Here is a 17,420-nt window from a genome sequence, read left to right on the forward strand (position 1 = left end):
GAGATTAATGGACAAACCTAGATTTAAACAGTTTGTCCTGCTGTTCAGTCTGTCGGGAATTGTATTTCTTGCCGGACTGAGCAGCAATTTTATAGAAAAATACTATTCCAATGGCCTTTATCAGGTCAGCTCTGTGATCCAACGCTGGATCAGTTCATTATTCCCTTTTGCAGTTGGGGATTTCCTCTACCTTCTGCTTGTTTTATACTGTTTAAGGAGCCTGTATTTGTTTTTCAAAAAGCTCTTTCAAAAGAAACTAACCAAAGCAGACTGGTTCAATATTCCATTACAACTGGTTAATTTTGGCTTGATCTTATACCTGGTCTTTAAAATTTTATGGGGATTAAACTACTCCCGCCCTTCCATCACCAAGCAACTAGGAATATCCAATGAAAAGTACAATACCGAGGAACTGGTCTTATTGGGCGAATATTTTATAGATCAGCTCAATGGTTTACAGTCGATTAAAAAAGAGCGTTATGACCTCAATCAACTGAAAGCAACAGCAAAAACTTCCTATGATAGTCTCCGGAAAACCAATGCTTTTTTCCAGTACCCTGTAGTTTCGGTAAAGTCGGTATTGAACAGCTGGGTAGTCACCAAAATAGGTATTGAAGGCTATTACAACCCGGTATCTGGCGAAGCCAATGTGAATATGCGTCTCCCAACAACATCGCTCCCATTTGTCACCTGCCATGAGATTGCCCATCAATTGGGTATTGGTAGAGAGGATGAAGCCAACTTGATCGGATACCTCGTGGCCATCCACAGTACCGATAAAAATTTCCAGTATTCCGCGGCCTATAATATGCTGCGAAGTATTCTTTTTGAGATCAAAATTAAGTCTCCCGACGACTATCAGCGCTTATATGAGACCATAAATCCGGTTACTTTAAACGATTTCAATATAGAAAGGGCTTTCTGGAAAAAATATAACAGCGATATGTATGGCTATATGGATGTGGCTCTAGACAGCTTTTTAAAGCTCAATAACCAGAAAAAAGGGACTGACAGCTACCAGGATATCGTACTATGGTTGTATAATATCCATAAAAAGGAGCTGATTCTACGTCAGAAGGATAAAACATTACAACCTTAAAACAAAAAAAGAACAAAACATTCCTAAATTTGCCTCACTATGGCAAAGATATCCATTAACCTCGCAACAGGTTCCTTACAGAAAGAAGAAATCATCGTCGGCATTGACCTTGGTACAACCAACAGTCTGGTGGCCTTTATCAACCCCGACAAAAACCCGATGGTCATTAATGACACCGGAAAAGGTGTATTGGTACCATCAATCGTGCATTTTAATGCAAATGGCGATGCAGTTGTAGGAAATGAAGCCAAAGAATTTTTAATCAGCGATCCCTCAAACACCATATTTTCGGTTAAAAGACTATTAGGTAGATCATATAAAGATGTTGCCGCTCATCAGGATACTTTCTCTTATAAAATCATAGATGACGAAAATGATGCTTTGGTAAAGATCAAAGCTGGTGATAAATTCTACACACCAATAGAGCTTTCTGCAGAGATCCTGAAAGAACTAAAAGCAAGAGCTGAACATGCCTTAAAAACACCGGTAAACCGCGCGGTAATTACCGTTCCAGCTTACTTTAATGATAGTCAAAGACAAGCAACCCGTGATGCGGGTAGATTGGCAGGTCTGGACGTGTTGAGGATTGTGAACGAACCTACCGCAGCCAGTCTGGCTTATGGTATCGGTTTAGATCCTACTCAACAAAAAACCATTGCCGTATATGATCTTGGTGGGGGAACGTTTGACGTTTCCATCTTATCGATTCAAAACGGAATCTTCGAGGTATTGGCAACCAACGGGAATACCTTTTTAGGAGGTGATGATTTTGACCGTGCCATTGTTCACCATTGGATAGAAAAAAACAAACTTGATTCCGCTGCTTTATCAGCAGATCAAGGCTTGATGCAATCTTTAAGACTAAAAGCAGAAGAAGCTAAAAAAGCCTTAAGTACTCAGAATCTTTTCAATGAAAAGATCGGAGAAATCTGGTGTACTTTAGATAAACAAACCTTTGAAGAATTGATTTCTTCTAAAGTTGCAGAGACTTTAGATGCTTGTAAACAAGCCCTGAGCGATGCGAATCTGACGGTAAAAGAAATTGACGAAGTGGTACTGGTTGGTGGTTCTACACGTACGCCTTATGTCAAGGCAAAAGTGGCTGAGTTCTTCAACTCTACCCCACATGACCAGATTAATCCGGACGAAGTAGTTGCATTGGGCGCTGCAATTCAAGCAGACATCCTTGCAGGAAACCGCTCAGACATCCTTTTACTAGATGTAACACCCTTGTCTCTTGGTATTGAAACCATGGGCGGACTGATGGACGTGATTATCCCTAGAAACGCAAAAGTACCTACTAAAGCAGGCAGACAATACACGACTTCTATTGACGGACAGGTAAACATGAAAATTTCTGTTTTTCAGGGAGAACGTGACCTGGTAAAAGAAAACAGGAAACTGGCCGAGTTTGACTTGAGAGGAATCCCAGCCATGCCAGCAGGATTACCAAAAGTAGACATCAACTTTATGTTGAATGCCGATGGAATTCTAACTGTTCAAGCCATAGAACTTCGTTCTGGTGTAAAACAGGAAATCGACATTACCCCTAGTTATGGTCTTACTGATGATACTGTAGAAAAAATGCTGATTGATAGCATTACCCATGCAAAAAGTGATGTAGAGCAACGCATGTTGATTGAAGCGAGAAGTGAAGGCGAGCAATTGGTTTATACTGCAGAACGTTTCCTTGAAAAACATGGAAACTTCTTAACCACACAAGAAATTACAGACACCAAAACTTATATTGAATCGCTGAAAAGCGCATTGGCTACCGCTGAAAAAGATACCATTTTGAAAAAAGCGGATGAGCTCAATGAATTTACCCGACCATTTGCCGAAAGGGTGATGGACATGGCCGTTTCTTCTGCCATGAAAGGAAAAAGCATCGAAGAATAACCACATAATCGGTTATTATACAGAACTTGACAGGGATGAATCGTGTATTTATCCCTGTTTTGCTTTTCAGCCTGTTGATATTGTGTTCCTCCTGGGGATTTTATGCGCATCAACGCATCAATTACCTGGCTGTTTTTACGCTCCATAACGGCCTCAATACTTTTTACAAGGCAAACATCAATTACCTCAGTGAACATGCAGTAGACGCAGACAAACGCCGTTATGCCGACACAGCAGAAGCCCCCAGACATTACCTCGATGTAGAGTGTTATGAAACCAATATCGACAGCATCCCCAGAAAGTGGAATGATGCGCTTAAAAAGTATGGTGCTAAAAAACTACAGACCAATGGGACCTTACCCTGGCAAATTCAGAAATCTTATTTTAAACTCGTCCGGGCCTTTACAGAACAGGATTCCCTGAAAATACTGATTTATTCTGCCTACCTCGGACACTACATTTCCGATGCGCATGTCCCGCTCCACACCACGCAAAACCACAACGGCCAACTGACCAACCAGCATGGCATCCATGCTTTTTGGGAAAGTCGCTTACCGGAATTGTTTGCATCCCGGTATAATTTCCAGGTTGGGAAGGCCATTTATATGGAGGATCCTTTGAAAGCAGCCTGGAAGATGGTTAGTAATAGTCACCGGTTATTAGACAGCGTACTGGCTATGGAAATGAAAGTAAGTTTAAGTACACCAGGAAGGAAGAAATACAGCTTTTCAAAGCGACAGCAATTGTTGATCCGGCAGTATTCCCTACTTTATTCAACGGCCTATCATCTGGAAATGAACCAAATGGTGGAGCGACAAATGCGGGCAGCCATCCATGCCACCGGGAGTTTCTGGTATTCTGCCTGGATTGACGCCGGACAACCGACCTTAAAAAATATGCCTAAAAAAAACGCAGCTTCAAGTCTGGTTAAAGAGCTTGAAGCTGCGCCACTGCCCAAAGATCAAGGGCTTATTATTGGTAGAGAACCGAATTAATCCTTCAAAATATCTTTAGGTTTGATTCTGCTTTTAATCGCAGCATAAATTACCGGACCAAAGGTTACGACAGCAATTGTAATGATCACAATTGAAAAGTTATCTCTGATGATTGGAATTTGTCCAAGCAAGAAGCCAGCAAATAATAAACTGAAAATCCAGCCAATACCACCCACTACATTATAATAGGTAAATCTGCCGAAAGGCATTTTTGCTACCCCTGCAACGAATGGTGCGATGGTTCTGAAAATTGGCAGGAAACGGCTAAAAATGATCGCTTTACCACCGTGTTTCTCAAAAAACTCATGAGATTTATTGTAGTATTCCAGTTTAAGGATTTTATTTCCTTCTTTAAATACTTTAATGCCAAAAAAGCTACCCAATCGGTAATTCAAACTATTACCTGCAATTGCGGCGATAGTGAGGAGTAAGAACATGATCCAAATGTCAAGGCCGGTTCCGCCTTTTGCGATCAATGCACCAACGGCAAACAGCATCGAGTCACCTGGTAAAAATGGCGTCACGACAAATCCGGTTTCCGCGAAAATGATCAAGAATAAAATAAGATAAGTCCATGTTTTATAATCGCTTACCAACTGCACTAAAGCTTTATCGGTATGCAATATAAAATCTACTAGTTGTGATAAAAGTTCCAAATCGTATAGTTTAAGCCCAAAATTAAGAATAACATGTTAATAAACCTGCTATTTTCAATTTTAGTAGTCAATAATTAGTTAGCTGTGACAGAATAAATTCCGTGGTTCTTTTGGGAATTTGACAAAAAGAAGGCCTGATAAAATACCAGGCCTCTCATTATACTTTAAGATAATTCTAGTTGTAGTTGTTCAGCATTACTGGCATCACCAACATCAGAACATCTTCATTCTCGTCATTTGTGTGTGGGATCAATAATCCAGCACGGTTTGGTGTAGAAAGTTCTAATGTCACTTCTTCACCGCTCAGGTTGCTCAGCATCTCGATTAGGAAACGGGCATTGAAACCAATTTCTAAATCTTCACCTTCATACTGGCAGCTCAAACGCTCATGCGCTTCATTGGCGAAATCTAAATCTTCAGAAGAGATATTCAACTCAGAACCATTGATTTTTAAACGTACCTGGTGTGTAGTTTTGTTGGCAAAAATTACCACCCTACGTAAGGTATTCAAAAACAAAGCACGGTCAATAATCAGTTTATTAGGGTTATTCGCAGGAATTACCGCTTCATAATCTGGGTAACGCTCATCGATCAGGCGACAAACCAAATTGATGTTTTCAAATTTAAAGAAAGCGCTGGTTGCGTTATAATCCACAGACACATTCACATCTGTTGAAGGAAGTGCTGCTTTTAATAAAGTCAATGCTTTTTTAGGAAGGATGAACGAAGATGCTTTTTCACCTTTGCTGTCCATTCTTCTATATCTTACCAATTTATGAGCATCAGTAGCTACGAAAGTGATGTGTTGCTCAGATAATTGGCAATAAACCCCTGTCATTGCCGGACGCAACTCATCGCTGCTCACTGCAAAAATGGTTTTGGTAATTGCTTCAGTCAATACGGAAGCAGGGAGGTTTACCGATGAAGCATTTTCTACTACCGGAATTTTAGGGAAATCGTCCCCATTTTCTCCGCTTAGTTTATATTTACCGTCGCCTGCGCTGATTTCAATAGAGAACGTGTTGTCATCAATATTGAAAGAGATCGGCTGATCTGGTAATGTTTTTAAAGTGTCTAAAAGTATTTTTGCTGGCACAGCTACTTTTCCGCCTTCCTTAGACTCAACCGGTAAAGAGGTGGTCATGCTGGTTTGTAAATCAGTAGCAGAGATGGTTAAACTTCCATCTTTAATTTCAAAAAGGAAATTCTCCAATATCGGCAATACAGTACTGCTGCTTGAGGCACCGTTTACTGTTTGCAAATGTTTTAATAACGTTGATGTGGATACAATAAATCTCATAGTATGATCTTGTCAGTTCTCAAAAATATAAAAATTACCTCGCATACTTATGCTTGCGGTAATAATGTTGAAAAATTGCGAACGATATTAACAATAATAAGGGCAAGACCATATTGATCAATTGCCATTGTAGTTTTTCTGTGCGCAGCTTAGCCTTATCCAACAGTCTGATCTTAACCTCTTTATTCCTCAAAGCGATTAAATGATTGTCATTTGACAGGTAATCTGCGATATTTAAGAGCAAAGCTTTATTTCCATAATTTTTTTGTGTGTATCTGTCAAAGCCCAATGGAAATGCCGAACCGTCCTTACTGCTGATTTGATTTTTGAAGACATCTCCGTCCCCGATCACGATCATTTTTGTCGGTATGCTAACAGCCGGTAGCGAATAGCTTCCAGTGATCCCTGCCGGGACAGAGCGGTTCAAAAATACCGAAGGAAAAGTTCCTTCAATCAACACGCCCAAAGCCTGAGGTACGCTTGCATAAGCGCGAGGATCGGGTTGTTCTGCTACCATTTGTAGCGACAATAATTTAGGGGCGTTGAAAATTTTATTAAATGGAGAAGAGTGCAGAATAACCGTTTTCTTCAAACCTTTTACGGCGATCGTATCTACAGTACTTACAAACTCTCCCCTGACCACATCAATATTTTTAACGAGATTGTGTGAAGTATCGGGCTGCATTAAAGGATAATAAACCCATGGTGCCATTTCTATTTGTCCATTTCCGCCCATGCTTAATGGAATTTCCGCACAATTGGCATCGGCAATCAGGTTGTAATTTATCCTTGCTCCGTACATGAATAACATGTCGTCCAGGTTTAGCTTTTTATTGAAAGCCAGTTGTTCTCCGGAACCCTTTAAACTATCCAGATCGGCACTTACCTGATCAATTGCCCAGACTACCCTGCCACCTTTCATCACAAAGTAATTAATCTTATATTTTTCAGCCTCTGTAAATTCTTGTTGGGGCTTGGCAATGATCAAGGTTTTCAATTTATCCAATCCCGCAGCATCGATGGTATTCAGGTTTACCCTTCCCACTTCATAGCTATCAGACAAACTGGTAATCGCATCATTTAACATCAGATCAGAAAGTTCTCCATTGCCTTCCGTAAAACCAATCCTTGGGTGATCCGCAGAAAGCACTTGTTGAATTGCGGAAGTAAACAGGTATTCCAGATTCTGAATCGAGTTATTGATGTTCTCTTCATAACCACCAGTAGCGCCCAGATTCTGTAATAACTTGACCGGTAATTGTCTATCGGAGCTTTCGAGCATGGCCATAGGAAAGACCATTTTCTGAGCAAATCCAGCATCATTTTTAATGTTGATGGTGGTTGGTTCAATTCCTGCCTCGTATAAATGATTGATTACGGTATCCTGATCTGCAATGGAAAGTCCGGAAATCGGGTCTTTAAAAATCACTTTAATTTCCTGTCCGGATTCCGCTTTATAATCTGCAAGCAAGTCTTTTGTGGCATTTCTTAACCTTTTAAAAGGAGCAGGCAGATCCCCATCTAAAAATACCGTAATGGTGATGGGCTGTTTAATACCTTTGAGGATCTCCTTTGATTTTGCGCTTAGGGTATATCGTTTTTCTTTGGTAAAATCAATTCTGGTATAAAAATACTGAGCAAGAATGTTGACTAAAACCAACCCAATAATGAAAACAGCGATATTCCGTATTTTATGTTGCTTAATTACCATTTTCTACCCCCGATCACCAGTTTAGTTAGCCCTAGAAAGGCAGCAATAAAAGTCAGGAAATAAACAAGGTCACGAGTATCCAATACCCCTCTGCTCAAGGATTGATAATGTTCGTTGACGCTTAGATTGAGTAATATATTTTCGATCGAACGAAAGCTGAAGATCTGACTCATTGCCTCGAATCCGCTATAAGCGAAGAAACAAAGGAATACAGACAACGCAAAAGCCACCACCTGATTTTTGGTCAGCGAAGAGGCAAAAATGCCAATAGAGACAAAAGCTGCGCCTAATAACATTAAACCTATATAAGAGCCAATAATAGCTCCTGTATCAATATTCCCTGTTGGCAAGGCCAATGCGGAGATTGAATAAGAATAGATTAGCGTAGGTATCAATGCAAAAACAACCAGCACAAAACAGGCGAGGTATTTAGCAAAAATAATCTGCCAATCACTCAGTGGTCGCGTAGCTAGTAAAATATAAGTACCTTCCCTCCTTTCTTCTGCAAAGGAACGCATGGTTATCGCGGGTATAAGAAAAAGGAACAAAAAAGGCGCAAGTCCGAAGAACCCGCTGAGCTCTGCATACCCATAATCCAGGATCGAAGTATCTGGAAAAAACCATAATAATAAGCCGGAAGCCAGCAAAAATACACCGATGGTGATATAGGCCATCAATGAATTCAATAAACTAAATAACTCTCTTTTAAATACCGCGTACATTCATTTGGATTAACGATGCCGAAGTTAGAAAATTTAAAGATAACCCATGTTATTTTTCTAATGGTAGCTTAGTATGGAGTTCGGGCTGATGTCCAGATGTCTCGCAATTGTGTTCCGCATTGATCCATACTTACATCGGCTTTACCGGGTTCTTAATAGGGCTTTTGGTCCTATCAGGGACCTATCAACGCCCTAGATCAGCCCTATTGATACCGAAGAAGATGTAACCTCAACCCGAACACCTATCTAATTCATCTTAAACGCTGAACATATTTCATTTGAGCAGAAACATATAGGTATAAAAAAACAGCAAAGCCTTCCAATAAATTGGAAGGCTTTGCTTTGCTTATGTTAGCAGGGAATAAAATTTTAAAAATTACAAACCGAAGTTAAATGCAGCTCTGATACCAAAGAAAGAAGCGGTACCATTGTTAGACCATCCCTCATAACGTCCACCTAAATCAACAGATGCTTTATCCGATACTGGGAATTCAACACCTATACCTGGAGAATACACGAATGCAGTTCCGCTATTATTGCTACCTGTTGCAAATGAAGCACCTAGCTCACCGTTTACATAAAAATTCTCGGCAAGGAAATATCTGGCACCCGCTTTAACAGGAATAAATCCAGAATTCACTTTTCCAACAAAAGGTAAATCTTTAGATTGAAAATTAATATAACCAGCACTTCCTGTTAAATTCAAATTTGGGGCAACTGGATGCTGATAATTTAATGATCCACCATAACCGAAGTTCTGGAAGTCACCAAAATTTCCAACTGGAAATGCAAATTCTGCACCTATACCTAACTTAGGGCCATTCATAGCAGGATCTTTCTTTTGAGCATTCACGTTTGAGAATGCAAAAATACCTGCGATCGCTGTTAGTAAAAATACTTTTTTCATGTGTTTAAGTTTAATTCTTATTTGTGATATAAAATCAACAGATAAATACAAAAACTTGGCCAATGGCTATAAACACTTAAAAAAAACTAAATCATGATGTCAATTTTCTAAAAATATCCTCTAAAGAAGTCAGTTGGTGTTCTTTTTTGAGTTCAATAATAGGCGAATTTGCTACAATACGGCCTTTATCGATGATAATCACTTCCTCACAAAGCGCTTCAACTTCCTGCATAATGTGCGTAGAAATGATCACGGTCTTGTTTTTACCCAATTGTTTGATCAGCTCTCTAATTTCGACCAACTGGTTTGGGTCTAGTCCAGAAGTAGGTTCGTCTAAAATCAGGACCTTCGGATCATGAATGATTGCTTGTGCTAGACCTACCCTTTGTTTATACCCCTTGGAGAGCATGGCAATCTTCTTATGTTGTTCCGCCGCCAGACCGACCTTTTCAATGGTATCCTTTACCCGCTGTTTTGCATCTTTCAGTTGATAAGTATTGGCCACAAACAATAAAAACTCCTGCACATACATATCGGTATATAGCGGTGTATTTTCTGGCAGATAGCCCATCACCTTTCTGAGTTCGATCGACTGTGTCTCTACATCAAAGCCACATATACTGGCAGTACCTGAACTTGGTTTCAGATAGCTCGTCAACATCCGCATCGTGGTTGATTTTCCTGCTCCGTTAGGGCCAAGAAAACCTAAAATCCTGCCTGGTTTAGCTTCAAAACTAATTCCATCTACTGCCTTTTGTTTGTAGAAGTGCTTGCTGAGTGAATTTACGTGGATGCTCAATTTATTTTACCTTTTTTACGTGTGAAGAACGAATCTTTTTATCTTTTCTATACTGATCAAATTCTTTTCCTGCCAATGCTAAATTATCGGTAGAGATCATATCCGCACCAGCTTCCAGATATCCATAATAATATTTACCATTTGGCCTGGCTAAAGAGCGTTTGTCTAAGTTGCCCATGGTGCCCATGATACAAGTAATCCCGTTTTCATGTAAGTTCTTAAAAACTTTTTGTTCCGGAAGGGAAGTTCCAACAAAAGCCACAATCCTGTTGTTTGGTACCCCTTTGCCATTTAACCTTGCTAAATCTGTATCATACTTTACAGAAGCAGAAATCATCAGATCAGGTGCAAGACGGTGTACTTCTACCGCTTGATTGTCGTTGTAAGTGATTACAATGGAATTGGACTCCGATTTCGTTTTACGTACTTCGTCGATGATTTTCGCAAAAGGAACGCCCTTCTTGACATCGATGGTAAACAGTACCTTTCCTTTCCCCCAGGTCAGCACTTCGTTTAAAGTAGGGATTTTATATGGTGTTAAAGTTCCGAAATCATCTTTCAACTGCAGTTTTTGCAATTCTGCATAAGTATAATTTCCAATCATTCCTGTACCATTACTGGTCCTGTCTAAGCGATCATCGTGCATAATCACCAATACAGAATCTTTACTCAAGGCAACATCAAACTCGATCACTACCGGTTGGTATTTAGTTGCATTTTGAAAGGTAGCGATACAGTTTTCAGGAAATCCTGCCATTGGCCCTCCTCTATGTGCTGAGATCAGCGGGTAACCTGGTGTTTTTCTATTTAAAAATGACCTTAATTCTTCGCCATTGCTAAAAGAAATATAGTTTTTCGTTTGTCCTGTGCAAGATACGGCAAGCATTAGGAAGCTTACCAGAAGCAGATTAAATTGTTTCATGTTCAAAAGTAGGAATTTAGGCCCTATATATATTTGTTAATCTTCTATATTTGCATCATTATGGCAAAGAACACTAACGACGAACAATTTAAAAATGTAATATCACATGCCAAGGAATACGGATTCGTATTTCAAAGTAGCGAGATTTATGACGGACTAAGTGCGGTTTATGACTACGGACAATTAGGCTCGGAATTAAAGAATAACATTAAAACTTATTGGTGGAAATCCATGGTTCAGATGCATGAGAACATTGTAGGAATCGATTCTGCAATCTTTATGCACCCGAAAGTATGGAAAGCCAGCGGACACGTTGACGGCTTTAGCGATCCTATGATCGACAATAAAGACTCGAAAAAACGCTACCGTGCTGACCAGTTGTTAGAAGATAAAATTGCCCGTTACGAAAAAGACGGTAAAACTGATAAAGCTGCAAAATTGCAAGCTGATATGGATGATGCATTAACAGCTGATGATCTTCCACGCTTAAAACTACTGATCGAGGAGCATGAAATTGCTTGTCCGGTGAGTGGTACAAAAAATTGGACTGATGTACGTCAGTTTAACCTGATGTTCAGCACGCAGTTTGGTGCAATGGCAGAAGGAGCTGAAGAAGTATATTTACGTCCGGAAACCGCACAAGGTATTTTTGTAAACTTTTTAAATGTGCAAAAATCAGGAAGAATGAAAATTCCTTTCGGGATCGCACAAATTGGTAAAGCATTCAGAAATGAGGTAATTGCACGTCAGTTCATCATGAGAATGCGTGAATTCGAACAAATGGAGATGCAATTCTTTGTTCGTCCGGGTGAAGATGCAAAATGGTTTGCTTACTGGAAAGAAGCACGTCTAAAATGGCACCAGGCTTTAGGTACAGCTCCTGAAAAATACCGTTTCCATGACCATGTGAAATTAGCACATTATGCAAATGCTGCTACAGACATTGAATTTGAATTCCCATTCGGATTTAAAGAAGTAGAAGGTATCCACAGTCGTACAGATTTCGATTTAACACAACACCAGACTTTCTCTGGTAAGAAAATGCAATATTTCGATGCTGAACTAAACGAAGAAGGTAAACCTTACGGAAATTATGTTCCTTACGTAATCGAAACTTCAATTGGTTTAGACCGTATGTTCTTGTTAACAATGATCAATGCTTTCGAAGAGCAGGATTTGAGTACGGAAGAAAAACAAGACAGCAGAACTTTACTACGCTTACACCCTTGCTTAGCACCGGTTAAAGTGGCGATCTTCCCATTGACGAAGAAAGACGGTTTGCCAGAAAAAGCAAGAGAAATCATGAACAGTCTGAAACTTGATTTCAACTGCGTTTATGAAGAAAAAGATGCAATTGGTAAACGCTACCGCAGACAAGATGCGATTGGTACTCCATTCTGCTTAACTGTAGATCACCAGACTTTAGAAGACAATACCGTAACTATCCGTCACCGTGATTCGATGGAGCAGCAAAGGATTGACATTAAAGACCTGGAAGAACTAATCTCTAGTAGAGTTAGCTGGAAAAACCTTTTAAGATAAGAAGATCAAAATAGATAAGAAAGCCCTGCAATGATACTTGCAGGGCTTTTTCTTTTTTAATAAACTAAGCCAGTGTCCGTTTCCTCAAGCTATATAAGCGTGCATAACAAATGCTACTGTAGAAAGCCCATAGCAAGATTAGGTGTAGCAATAGTTTTGGGTTTTCCCATATACTTGCCCCGGATTGCACTACAGCCGTATACAGCTGAATAAAAGGAGTTGTTGGCAATAACATCGATAACCATTGCATTGGCAATGGTAAAGACTCAAATGGCCAGGAATACCCGGTAATCAGGAAAATCGGATAGGTTGAAAATGCCATCATCTGTAAACAGAGCAATTGCGATTTAAACAAAGAACCGATAAACTGTCCCATTGGAATCAAAGTAAGCAGGAACAACAGGAGTAATAAGCTCAGCTCAAAACCATTACCCCTCATGGGCAGATTGAGCAGACTGTAATTGACATTTAGAAAGAAAAACGCATAGGCGGAAAAAAGGATCAGGTAAAATAAACCTTTACCCCAAATCGCCATCGAAGCTCCCCCCTTTAACCAGCCAGCAATGGTAGCATGCTGTCTTTCTGACGCGACACTTTCGGAAAGTCCGATCAGCAAAGTCTGCTGTAAAATCAGCGCCAACAGGCCTGGCAATAAGAATGCTCCATAACTGGAACGTTCATTAAATAGCGGTCGGTAATCCAGACTGACGGGCATCACATTCTGCATGGCAATGGCAGAAGTCATCCCCTCACTCTTTTCGAAAAACTGCAGCCGGACTCCTGCACCAACGGTGAGGCAGATGGCCTGTACACTGGCCAGGATATCACTGGAAGGCAAAAAACGTGCTGCATTCACCGCCAATACCACATTACTTTGTTTGAGACTTAACAAATTGGTCTGTGTCCCTCTGGGGATATACATATAGCCTTGACAATTTCCTTCGTACATCTGTTCCTTTGCATCTTCCAGGTTAGAGAAATGAATCAGCTCCACCATCGGAGAATTGTCGATATTTTGTTGTAGTAAACGAGACAATCGTGTCTGATCATCATCTACGATGGCCAGTTTCACATTTTCTTCTTCTTTATTGATATAAATACTACCGTAAAAAAAAGCGTATAGCAAAGGTGCGATCAGCAGGGTAAGTAGCAAACTATGGTCCTTCACCACTAGCCCTGCTTCTCTCAGTAAAAGATTAATTAAGGACGGGTTCGGCTGCTGCTTCATTTTTGCTGTTATTAAATTGACGTTGGAAAAGAATTAGGGCTGTCGGGAACATGACGAATGGAAACAACAATAGCTTGTACAAATCGGCCTGTGCATAATAAAAAGGCAGATTCATATAGTATATCTTAAAGAAAGTATCCAGAAAAGGTGTGTAGGGCATGATGGTCGCATAATACTGGTCATACCAGGGCATTGCCCACCTTGGAAAAGTAAAACCGCTGAACACGAATGCGGGTGAAGTATAAAACAAGGCCACATCACCGGAAAGCATCACGTCTTTAAACAAAGCGGAAATGAACATTCCGATCCCGATACATGCGATAGACAACAAGGTATACAGGGCAAAAAACTTGCCTGTTGCCGCCGTCACACCGATATCAAAAAACGGAAAAAGGATAAAGGCAATGAGGATAAAATTGAACCAACTGACCACCAGATGGGCAATCGTTTTACCGGCAATCACGCGAAATGCAGAACCTTTTGCCAATTCATACAACTGCGACATCGTATTCGTTTTGTATTCATAATTGAGCGCGAGCATGCTGCTGATAATCAAAATCATTTGCATTCCTACGGTAATCAGTCCTGGGACAAGGTATTCCTGATAATTGTAGGTCGCATTGTACAGCTGATAAGTATCTAACTTGATGGGGTTAGCCAAAGCCATGGCCCGATCTGGTTCCATCCCAGTCTTGACCAATTTCTTCAGGACAATCCCGGTACTTCCGGTAATGATCACCTGCGCCGCAGCCTTATACACCATTTTTGCGGGGACTAAAGCCGCCGCATTGGTATATAAAGTCACTGTGGTTGGGTGACGGCTATAAATATCATTCTGCATACCTGTGGGAAAATGTACGGCTCCCATGATCTCCCCGGTTTGAATTGCGCGCTTGACTTCTGCTTCACTATACAATCTTTTGCTGATCTTTAAAGCATCCCGTTGCTCCAGCAGAAAAATCAACTGTCTGCTTACCGGGCTTTGATCGTCATCCCAAATGGCAAAAGGAAGATGTTTTGCTTCTTTCTCCTGATAGATATACGCATAAAAAGAAAACAACAGGGCAGGAACCACCAACATTACCAGGTAAAAAACCTTTAGATGGAGAATCCTATTCCATTCCCGAATGATGATTTGACAAGTCGAACGCATTATGGCAAGATTAAAGAAGCGGTCATTCCAGCACGAAGGCCTTTAATTCCGGCAGGATTTTCTGGTTTCAGCTCTATGGTAAATGTTCTCAGTTCAAACTGTCCTTTGTCTTTTGTAGGCACCCAGTTCGCAAACTCTAAAGTTGGCGCGATGGAAGTCACTTTTACCTCAAAGGTTTCCGGATCACAGCCAGGGACTTTTACTGAAGCTTTAGAACCTACTTTCAAAAGATTGGATTCATCCTGACGAATATTGAACCTTAACAATTTGGAGTTTTTCTTTTCAATGGTCATCATTGGATAACCAATAGAAATGATCTCTCCCTGATGGGTCACTAAACTAGAAATCACACCATCAGCTGGTGCATGCACCCTGGTATTGTCGCCCAATGACTTCGTCAACTCATAAGCTTGTTCTGCTTGTTTTACAATCGCATTGGCCGTTTTCATAATTTCCGGACGCGTACCATCTTTCAGCATTTTCAAGTTCAGCTTTGCCATTTCCATTTCTTTTTTTGCCGCTTCATAGCGGAAATAAAAGATATCTCTTTCCTGACCGGAGATCACGTCCGCATTGTATAGGCGTTGCATCCTATCATTGGTGGCGCTGAATAGTTTGTATTGATCTTCACTAATCTGGTAAAGTTTGGAAGTGGCATCGATCAATTCTGGTCTTGCTCCTTTCAACAATAACTCCTGCTGTCCTTTTGCAGCATCAATTGCAGCGAGGGCTTGCGCTTTTATTGCATCAATCTCGTTAGAACGAAGAATGGCTACAATTTGACCTTCTTTTACCGTATCTCCCAATTCTACCAATAAGGAATCGAGACGGCCTGGAAACTCCGCTGCCACATCTACGCTGGAAGCATCTACCATACCAATGAAATTATTGTCTTGTTTTTTATTCCCTGCCAGAAAGAAGAACAAAGCAGCGATGACCACTATAATAGGGATCAGTAGGGCCCAGTAATTTTTGATGATATCTTTCATGTATAAGTGTTTTATATCTTGAGTTTTATGTTTGTATAATTTATTTCAGGTATTGTGCCAATTCTTTTGGCGTTCCAATGCTATTGAAGTAAGCGGCAACGGCCAAGTAATAACCGAAAACAGCAGTGTGGTAGCCTTTGTCGATTTCAGTCTCAACGAGTAAAGCATCGTTCACATCTTTAGGAGAAGAAAGTTGGTTTTTCATCCTTTCGCCGATGAGGGTGCTGGTGGTATGTGCTTCCTTTCGGGCATTGTCCAAAGCATACACATCATTTTGCAGCGACTTCATTTTATTTCTGGCCACAGTAGATTGCACTTGCAGGGCTAATCCTGCGCTTTGCTCACCAAGTTTGGCCTCATCAACCAATTTTTTAGCGGCTTGGGTGCGTTTACGCGTTTGCCCATTAAATAAACTCCATTGCATTTCTACACCGATAAACCAATCTGGCATGGTTACCGGAAGGTCTTTCTGGTAAAGGTTGTAATTACCGATGGCAAAAATATTAGGCAAGGAGAAAGATTTGCTGATCTTTTCAGCGGTTTTCGCATAATTGATTTTACTTCCTGCGAGTCTATAAATCGGGTTTGATACCCAGAAATCTTCTTTTGGTGCTGCCGGCGTGATTTGGCGATATTTTAGCGTATCCGCAATCACGATATTGGAATCCAAGGGAATCCCCAAAAGTTTATTCAACTCTACCTTTGCGTTTTCCTGCTCCAGTTTAATGTTATTGAACTGACTTTCTGCCTGAATCAAGACGACATTAGTCCAGCTTTTCTGATAAGGAGCAAGGATTTGATTTTTCACCAGCTCCTGCGCATAGGCTTTATTTTTAGTCAGGGCATTGACCATCGTTTGTTGTTCTTGCAGCAAAGTATTCAAGTATAAAATCCTCAAATACTGTAAAGAAATCAAAAACTCGATTTCCTTTCCCACCAAGTCCACATTAATATCTGCCGATTTCACCAATGATTCCGCAAGATTTCCCGCAGCATCCAGTTTATAGCCGAGAAAAATCGGTTGTCGGAAGCCTACGCCTGCTACAAAATACGACTGTCTGCTCAGACTGGGGTTATAATCCGGATAAATGGCGCCGATTACATTTTTGGAAGTATTGTAAATACGATCCTGTACCGATTGCGGAAGTGGCGTTCCAGTGATTTCTTTGAATACTTCATTTGCCGTATTGACGCTTTGCTGGGAAGAACCGTTCACTACACCATCCCTTGCTTGTTGCAAATTAATGGTTAAAGGGCTGCTCATATAAGTATAACTGGATAACAAATCCACCTTTGGCAAATAGCTTTTCTTCTCTGCTTTCAGGTTTGCTTCTCCGGAAGCCAGCGAAGATTTAGCTTGTCTCAGGCTTAGGTTGTTTTGCTGGGCGAGGTTAAAACAATCTTCCAAAGAGGTATTCTGGGCGTTGGCAGCTAGACCACAAACCACCAGACCACAAAGGAGGACATAGCTTTTATAGGTATGTATTTCTTTAAACAT

Annotated in this window: 15 protein-coding genes; 4 read left to right on the top strand and 11 right to left on the bottom strand. The window is 40.6% G+C overall.

The window, feature by feature from the left end; translation table 11 throughout:
* Nucleotides 1-7: 7 nt before the first annotated feature.
* Genes GM920_RS21575 through GM920_RS21585 form a run of 3 tightly spaced genes read left to right on the top strand, consistent with a single transcriptional unit; the run spans nucleotide 8 to nucleotide 3,993 of the window.
* Nucleotides 8-1,099, top strand: a complete 1,092-nt coding sequence (locus GM920_RS21575) for a DUF3810 domain-containing protein (protein ID WP_235964606.1) — start codon at nucleotides 8-10, stop codon at nucleotides 1,097-1,099.
* 39 nt (nucleotides 1,100-1,138) lie between these two features.
* Nucleotides 1,139-2,998: a Fe-S protein assembly chaperone HscA gene (hscA, locus tag GM920_RS21580; protein ID WP_182961412.1), complete on the top strand. Its 1,860-nt coding sequence runs from the start codon at nucleotides 1,139-1,141 to the stop codon at nucleotides 2,996-2,998.
* Nucleotides 2,999-3,033: 35 nt separating this feature from the next.
* On the top strand, nucleotides 3,034-3,993 hold the full coding sequence (locus GM920_RS21585; RefSeq protein ID WP_182961414.1) for a zinc dependent phospholipase C family protein: 960 nt from the start codon (nucleotides 3,034-3,036) through the stop codon (nucleotides 3,991-3,993).
* Here GM920_RS21585 and GM920_RS21590 read toward each other — a convergent pair.
* The 7 genes from GM920_RS21590 to GM920_RS21620 all read right to left on the bottom strand — a co-directional run bounded on the left by GM920_RS21590 (nucleotide 3,990) and on the right by GM920_RS21620 (nucleotide 11,010).
* On the bottom strand, nucleotides 3,990-4,649 hold the full coding sequence (locus GM920_RS21590; RefSeq protein ID WP_182961416.1) for a VTT domain-containing protein: 660 nt from the start codon (nucleotides 4,647-4,649) through the stop codon (nucleotides 3,990-3,992). The two genes, GM920_RS21585 and GM920_RS21590, sit on opposite strands and share 4 nt — an antisense overlap.
* Nucleotides 4,650-4,824: 175 nt before the next feature.
* Entirely contained in the window at nucleotides 4,825-5,949 is a 1,125-nt protein-coding gene (gene dnaN / locus GM920_RS21595; protein WP_182961418.1) for a DNA polymerase III subunit beta, read from the bottom strand.
* A 34-nt stretch (nucleotides 5,950-5,983) separates the two neighbouring features.
* A complete protein-coding gene (gldG, locus tag GM920_RS21600; protein WP_182961420.1) occupies nucleotides 5,984-7,660 on the bottom strand; it encodes a gliding motility-associated ABC transporter substrate-binding protein GldG in 1,677 nt (558 codons plus the stop codon).
* Nucleotides 7,654-8,382 (bottom strand): gliding motility-associated ABC transporter permease subunit GldF, encoded by a 729-nt coding sequence (gene gldF, locus GM920_RS21605; RefSeq protein ID WP_182961422.1) that lies wholly within the window; start codon nucleotides 8,380-8,382, stop codon nucleotides 7,654-7,656. The genes gldG and gldF overlap by 7 nt, the downstream gene beginning before the upstream one ends.
* 376 nt (nucleotides 8,383-8,758) lie before the next feature.
* Nucleotides 8,759-9,289: an outer membrane protein gene (locus GM920_RS21610; RefSeq protein ID WP_182961424.1), complete on the bottom strand. Its 531-nt coding sequence runs from the start codon at nucleotides 9,287-9,289 to the stop codon at nucleotides 8,759-8,761.
* Nucleotides 9,290-9,380: 91 nt separating this feature from the next.
* Nucleotides 9,381-10,088, bottom strand: a complete 708-nt coding sequence (locus GM920_RS21615; protein ID WP_182961426.1) for an ATP-binding cassette domain-containing protein — start codon at nucleotides 10,086-10,088, stop codon at nucleotides 9,381-9,383.
* Between the two features lies 1 nt (nucleotide 10,089).
* Nucleotides 10,090-11,010, bottom strand: a complete 921-nt coding sequence (locus GM920_RS21620; RefSeq protein ID WP_182961428.1) for a glycerophosphodiester phosphodiesterase family protein — start codon at nucleotides 11,008-11,010, stop codon at nucleotides 10,090-10,092.
* 60 nt (nucleotides 11,011-11,070) lie between these two features.
* Here GM920_RS21620 and GM920_RS21625 point away from each other — a divergent pair, with 60 nt between their 5' ends.
* Complete coding sequence (locus GM920_RS21625; protein WP_182961430.1) at nucleotides 11,071-12,552, top strand: glycine--tRNA ligase; 1,482 nt, start codon at nucleotides 11,071-11,073, stop codon at nucleotides 12,550-12,552.
* A 64-nt stretch (nucleotides 12,553-12,616) separates the two neighbouring features.
* On the opposite strand, the gene GM920_RS21630 is transcribed toward GM920_RS21625, so the two are convergent.
* The 4 genes from GM920_RS21630 to GM920_RS21645 are packed head-to-tail and all read right to left on the bottom strand — an operon-like array spanning nucleotide 12,617 to nucleotide 17,420.
* Complete coding sequence (locus GM920_RS21630) at nucleotides 12,617-13,780, bottom strand: ABC transporter permease (protein ID WP_182961432.1); 1,164 nt, start codon at nucleotides 13,778-13,780, stop codon at nucleotides 12,617-12,619.
* A complete protein-coding gene (locus GM920_RS21635; RefSeq protein WP_182961434.1) occupies nucleotides 13,749-14,933 on the bottom strand; it encodes an ABC transporter permease in 1,185 nt (394 codons plus the stop codon). Before GM920_RS21635 ends, GM920_RS21630 begins: the two co-directional genes overlap by 32 nt.
* A complete protein-coding gene (locus GM920_RS21640; protein ID WP_182961436.1) occupies nucleotides 14,933-15,922 on the bottom strand; it encodes an HlyD family secretion protein in 990 nt (329 codons plus the stop codon). Before GM920_RS21640 ends, GM920_RS21635 begins: the two co-directional genes overlap by 1 nt.
* A 40-nt stretch (nucleotides 15,923-15,962) precedes the next feature.
* On the bottom strand, nucleotides 15,963-17,420 hold the full coding sequence (locus tag GM920_RS21645) for a TolC family protein (RefSeq protein ID WP_182961438.1): 1,458 nt from the start codon (nucleotides 17,418-17,420) through the stop codon (nucleotides 15,963-15,965).

The organism is Pedobacter gandavensis (assembly GCF_014172405.1).
Lineage (GTDB): Bacteria > Bacteroidota > Bacteroidia > Sphingobacteriales > Sphingobacteriaceae > Pedobacter > Pedobacter gandavensis.

What these genes read in the sequence shown, in the direction of transcription:
- hscA (WP_182961412.1), top strand. Translation starts at nt 1,139, where the DNA reads ATGGCAAAGATATCCATTAACCTCGCAACAGGTTCCTTACAGAAAGAA.
- gldF (WP_182961422.1), bottom strand. Translation starts at nt 8,382, where the DNA reads ATGTACGCGGTATTTAAAAGAGAGTTATTTAGTTTATTGAATTCATTG.
- GM920_RS21635 (WP_182961434.1), bottom strand. Translation starts at nt 14,933, where the DNA reads ATGCGTTCGACTTGTCAAATCATCATTCGGGAATGGAATAGGATTCTC.
- GM920_RS21625 (WP_182961430.1), top strand. Translation starts at nt 11,071, where the DNA reads ATGGCAAAGAACACTAACGACGAACAATTTAAAAATGTAATATCACAT.
- GM920_RS21630 (WP_182961432.1), bottom strand. Translation starts at nt 13,780, where the DNA reads ATGAAGCAGCAGCCGAACCCGTCCTTAATTAATCTTTTACTGAGAGAA.
- GM920_RS21645 (WP_182961438.1), bottom strand. Translation starts at nt 17,420, where the DNA reads ATGTTTAAAGAAATACATACCTATAAAAGCTATGTCCTCCTTTGTGGT.
- GM920_RS21575 (WP_235964606.1), top strand. Translation starts at nt 8, where the DNA reads ATGGACAAACCTAGATTTAAACAGTTTGTCCTGCTGTTCAGTCTGTCG.
- dnaN (WP_182961418.1), bottom strand. Translation starts at nt 5,949, where the DNA reads ATGAGATTTATTGTATCCACATCAACGTTATTAAAACATTTGCAAACA.
- GM920_RS21585 (WP_182961414.1), top strand. Translation starts at nt 3,034, where the DNA reads ATGAATCGTGTATTTATCCCTGTTTTGCTTTTCAGCCTGTTGATATTG.
- gldG (WP_182961420.1), bottom strand. Translation starts at nt 7,660, where the DNA reads ATGGTAATTAAGCAACATAAAATACGGAATATCGCTGTTTTCATTATT.
- GM920_RS21610 (WP_182961424.1), bottom strand. Translation starts at nt 9,289, where the DNA reads ATGAAAAAAGTATTTTTACTAACAGCGATCGCAGGTATTTTTGCATTC.
- GM920_RS21640 (WP_182961436.1), bottom strand. Translation starts at nt 15,922, where the DNA reads ATGAAAGATATCATCAAAAATTACTGGGCCCTACTGATCCCTATTATA.
- GM920_RS21620 (WP_182961428.1), bottom strand. Translation starts at nt 11,010, where the DNA reads ATGAAACAATTTAATCTGCTTCTGGTAAGCTTCCTAATGCTTGCCGTA.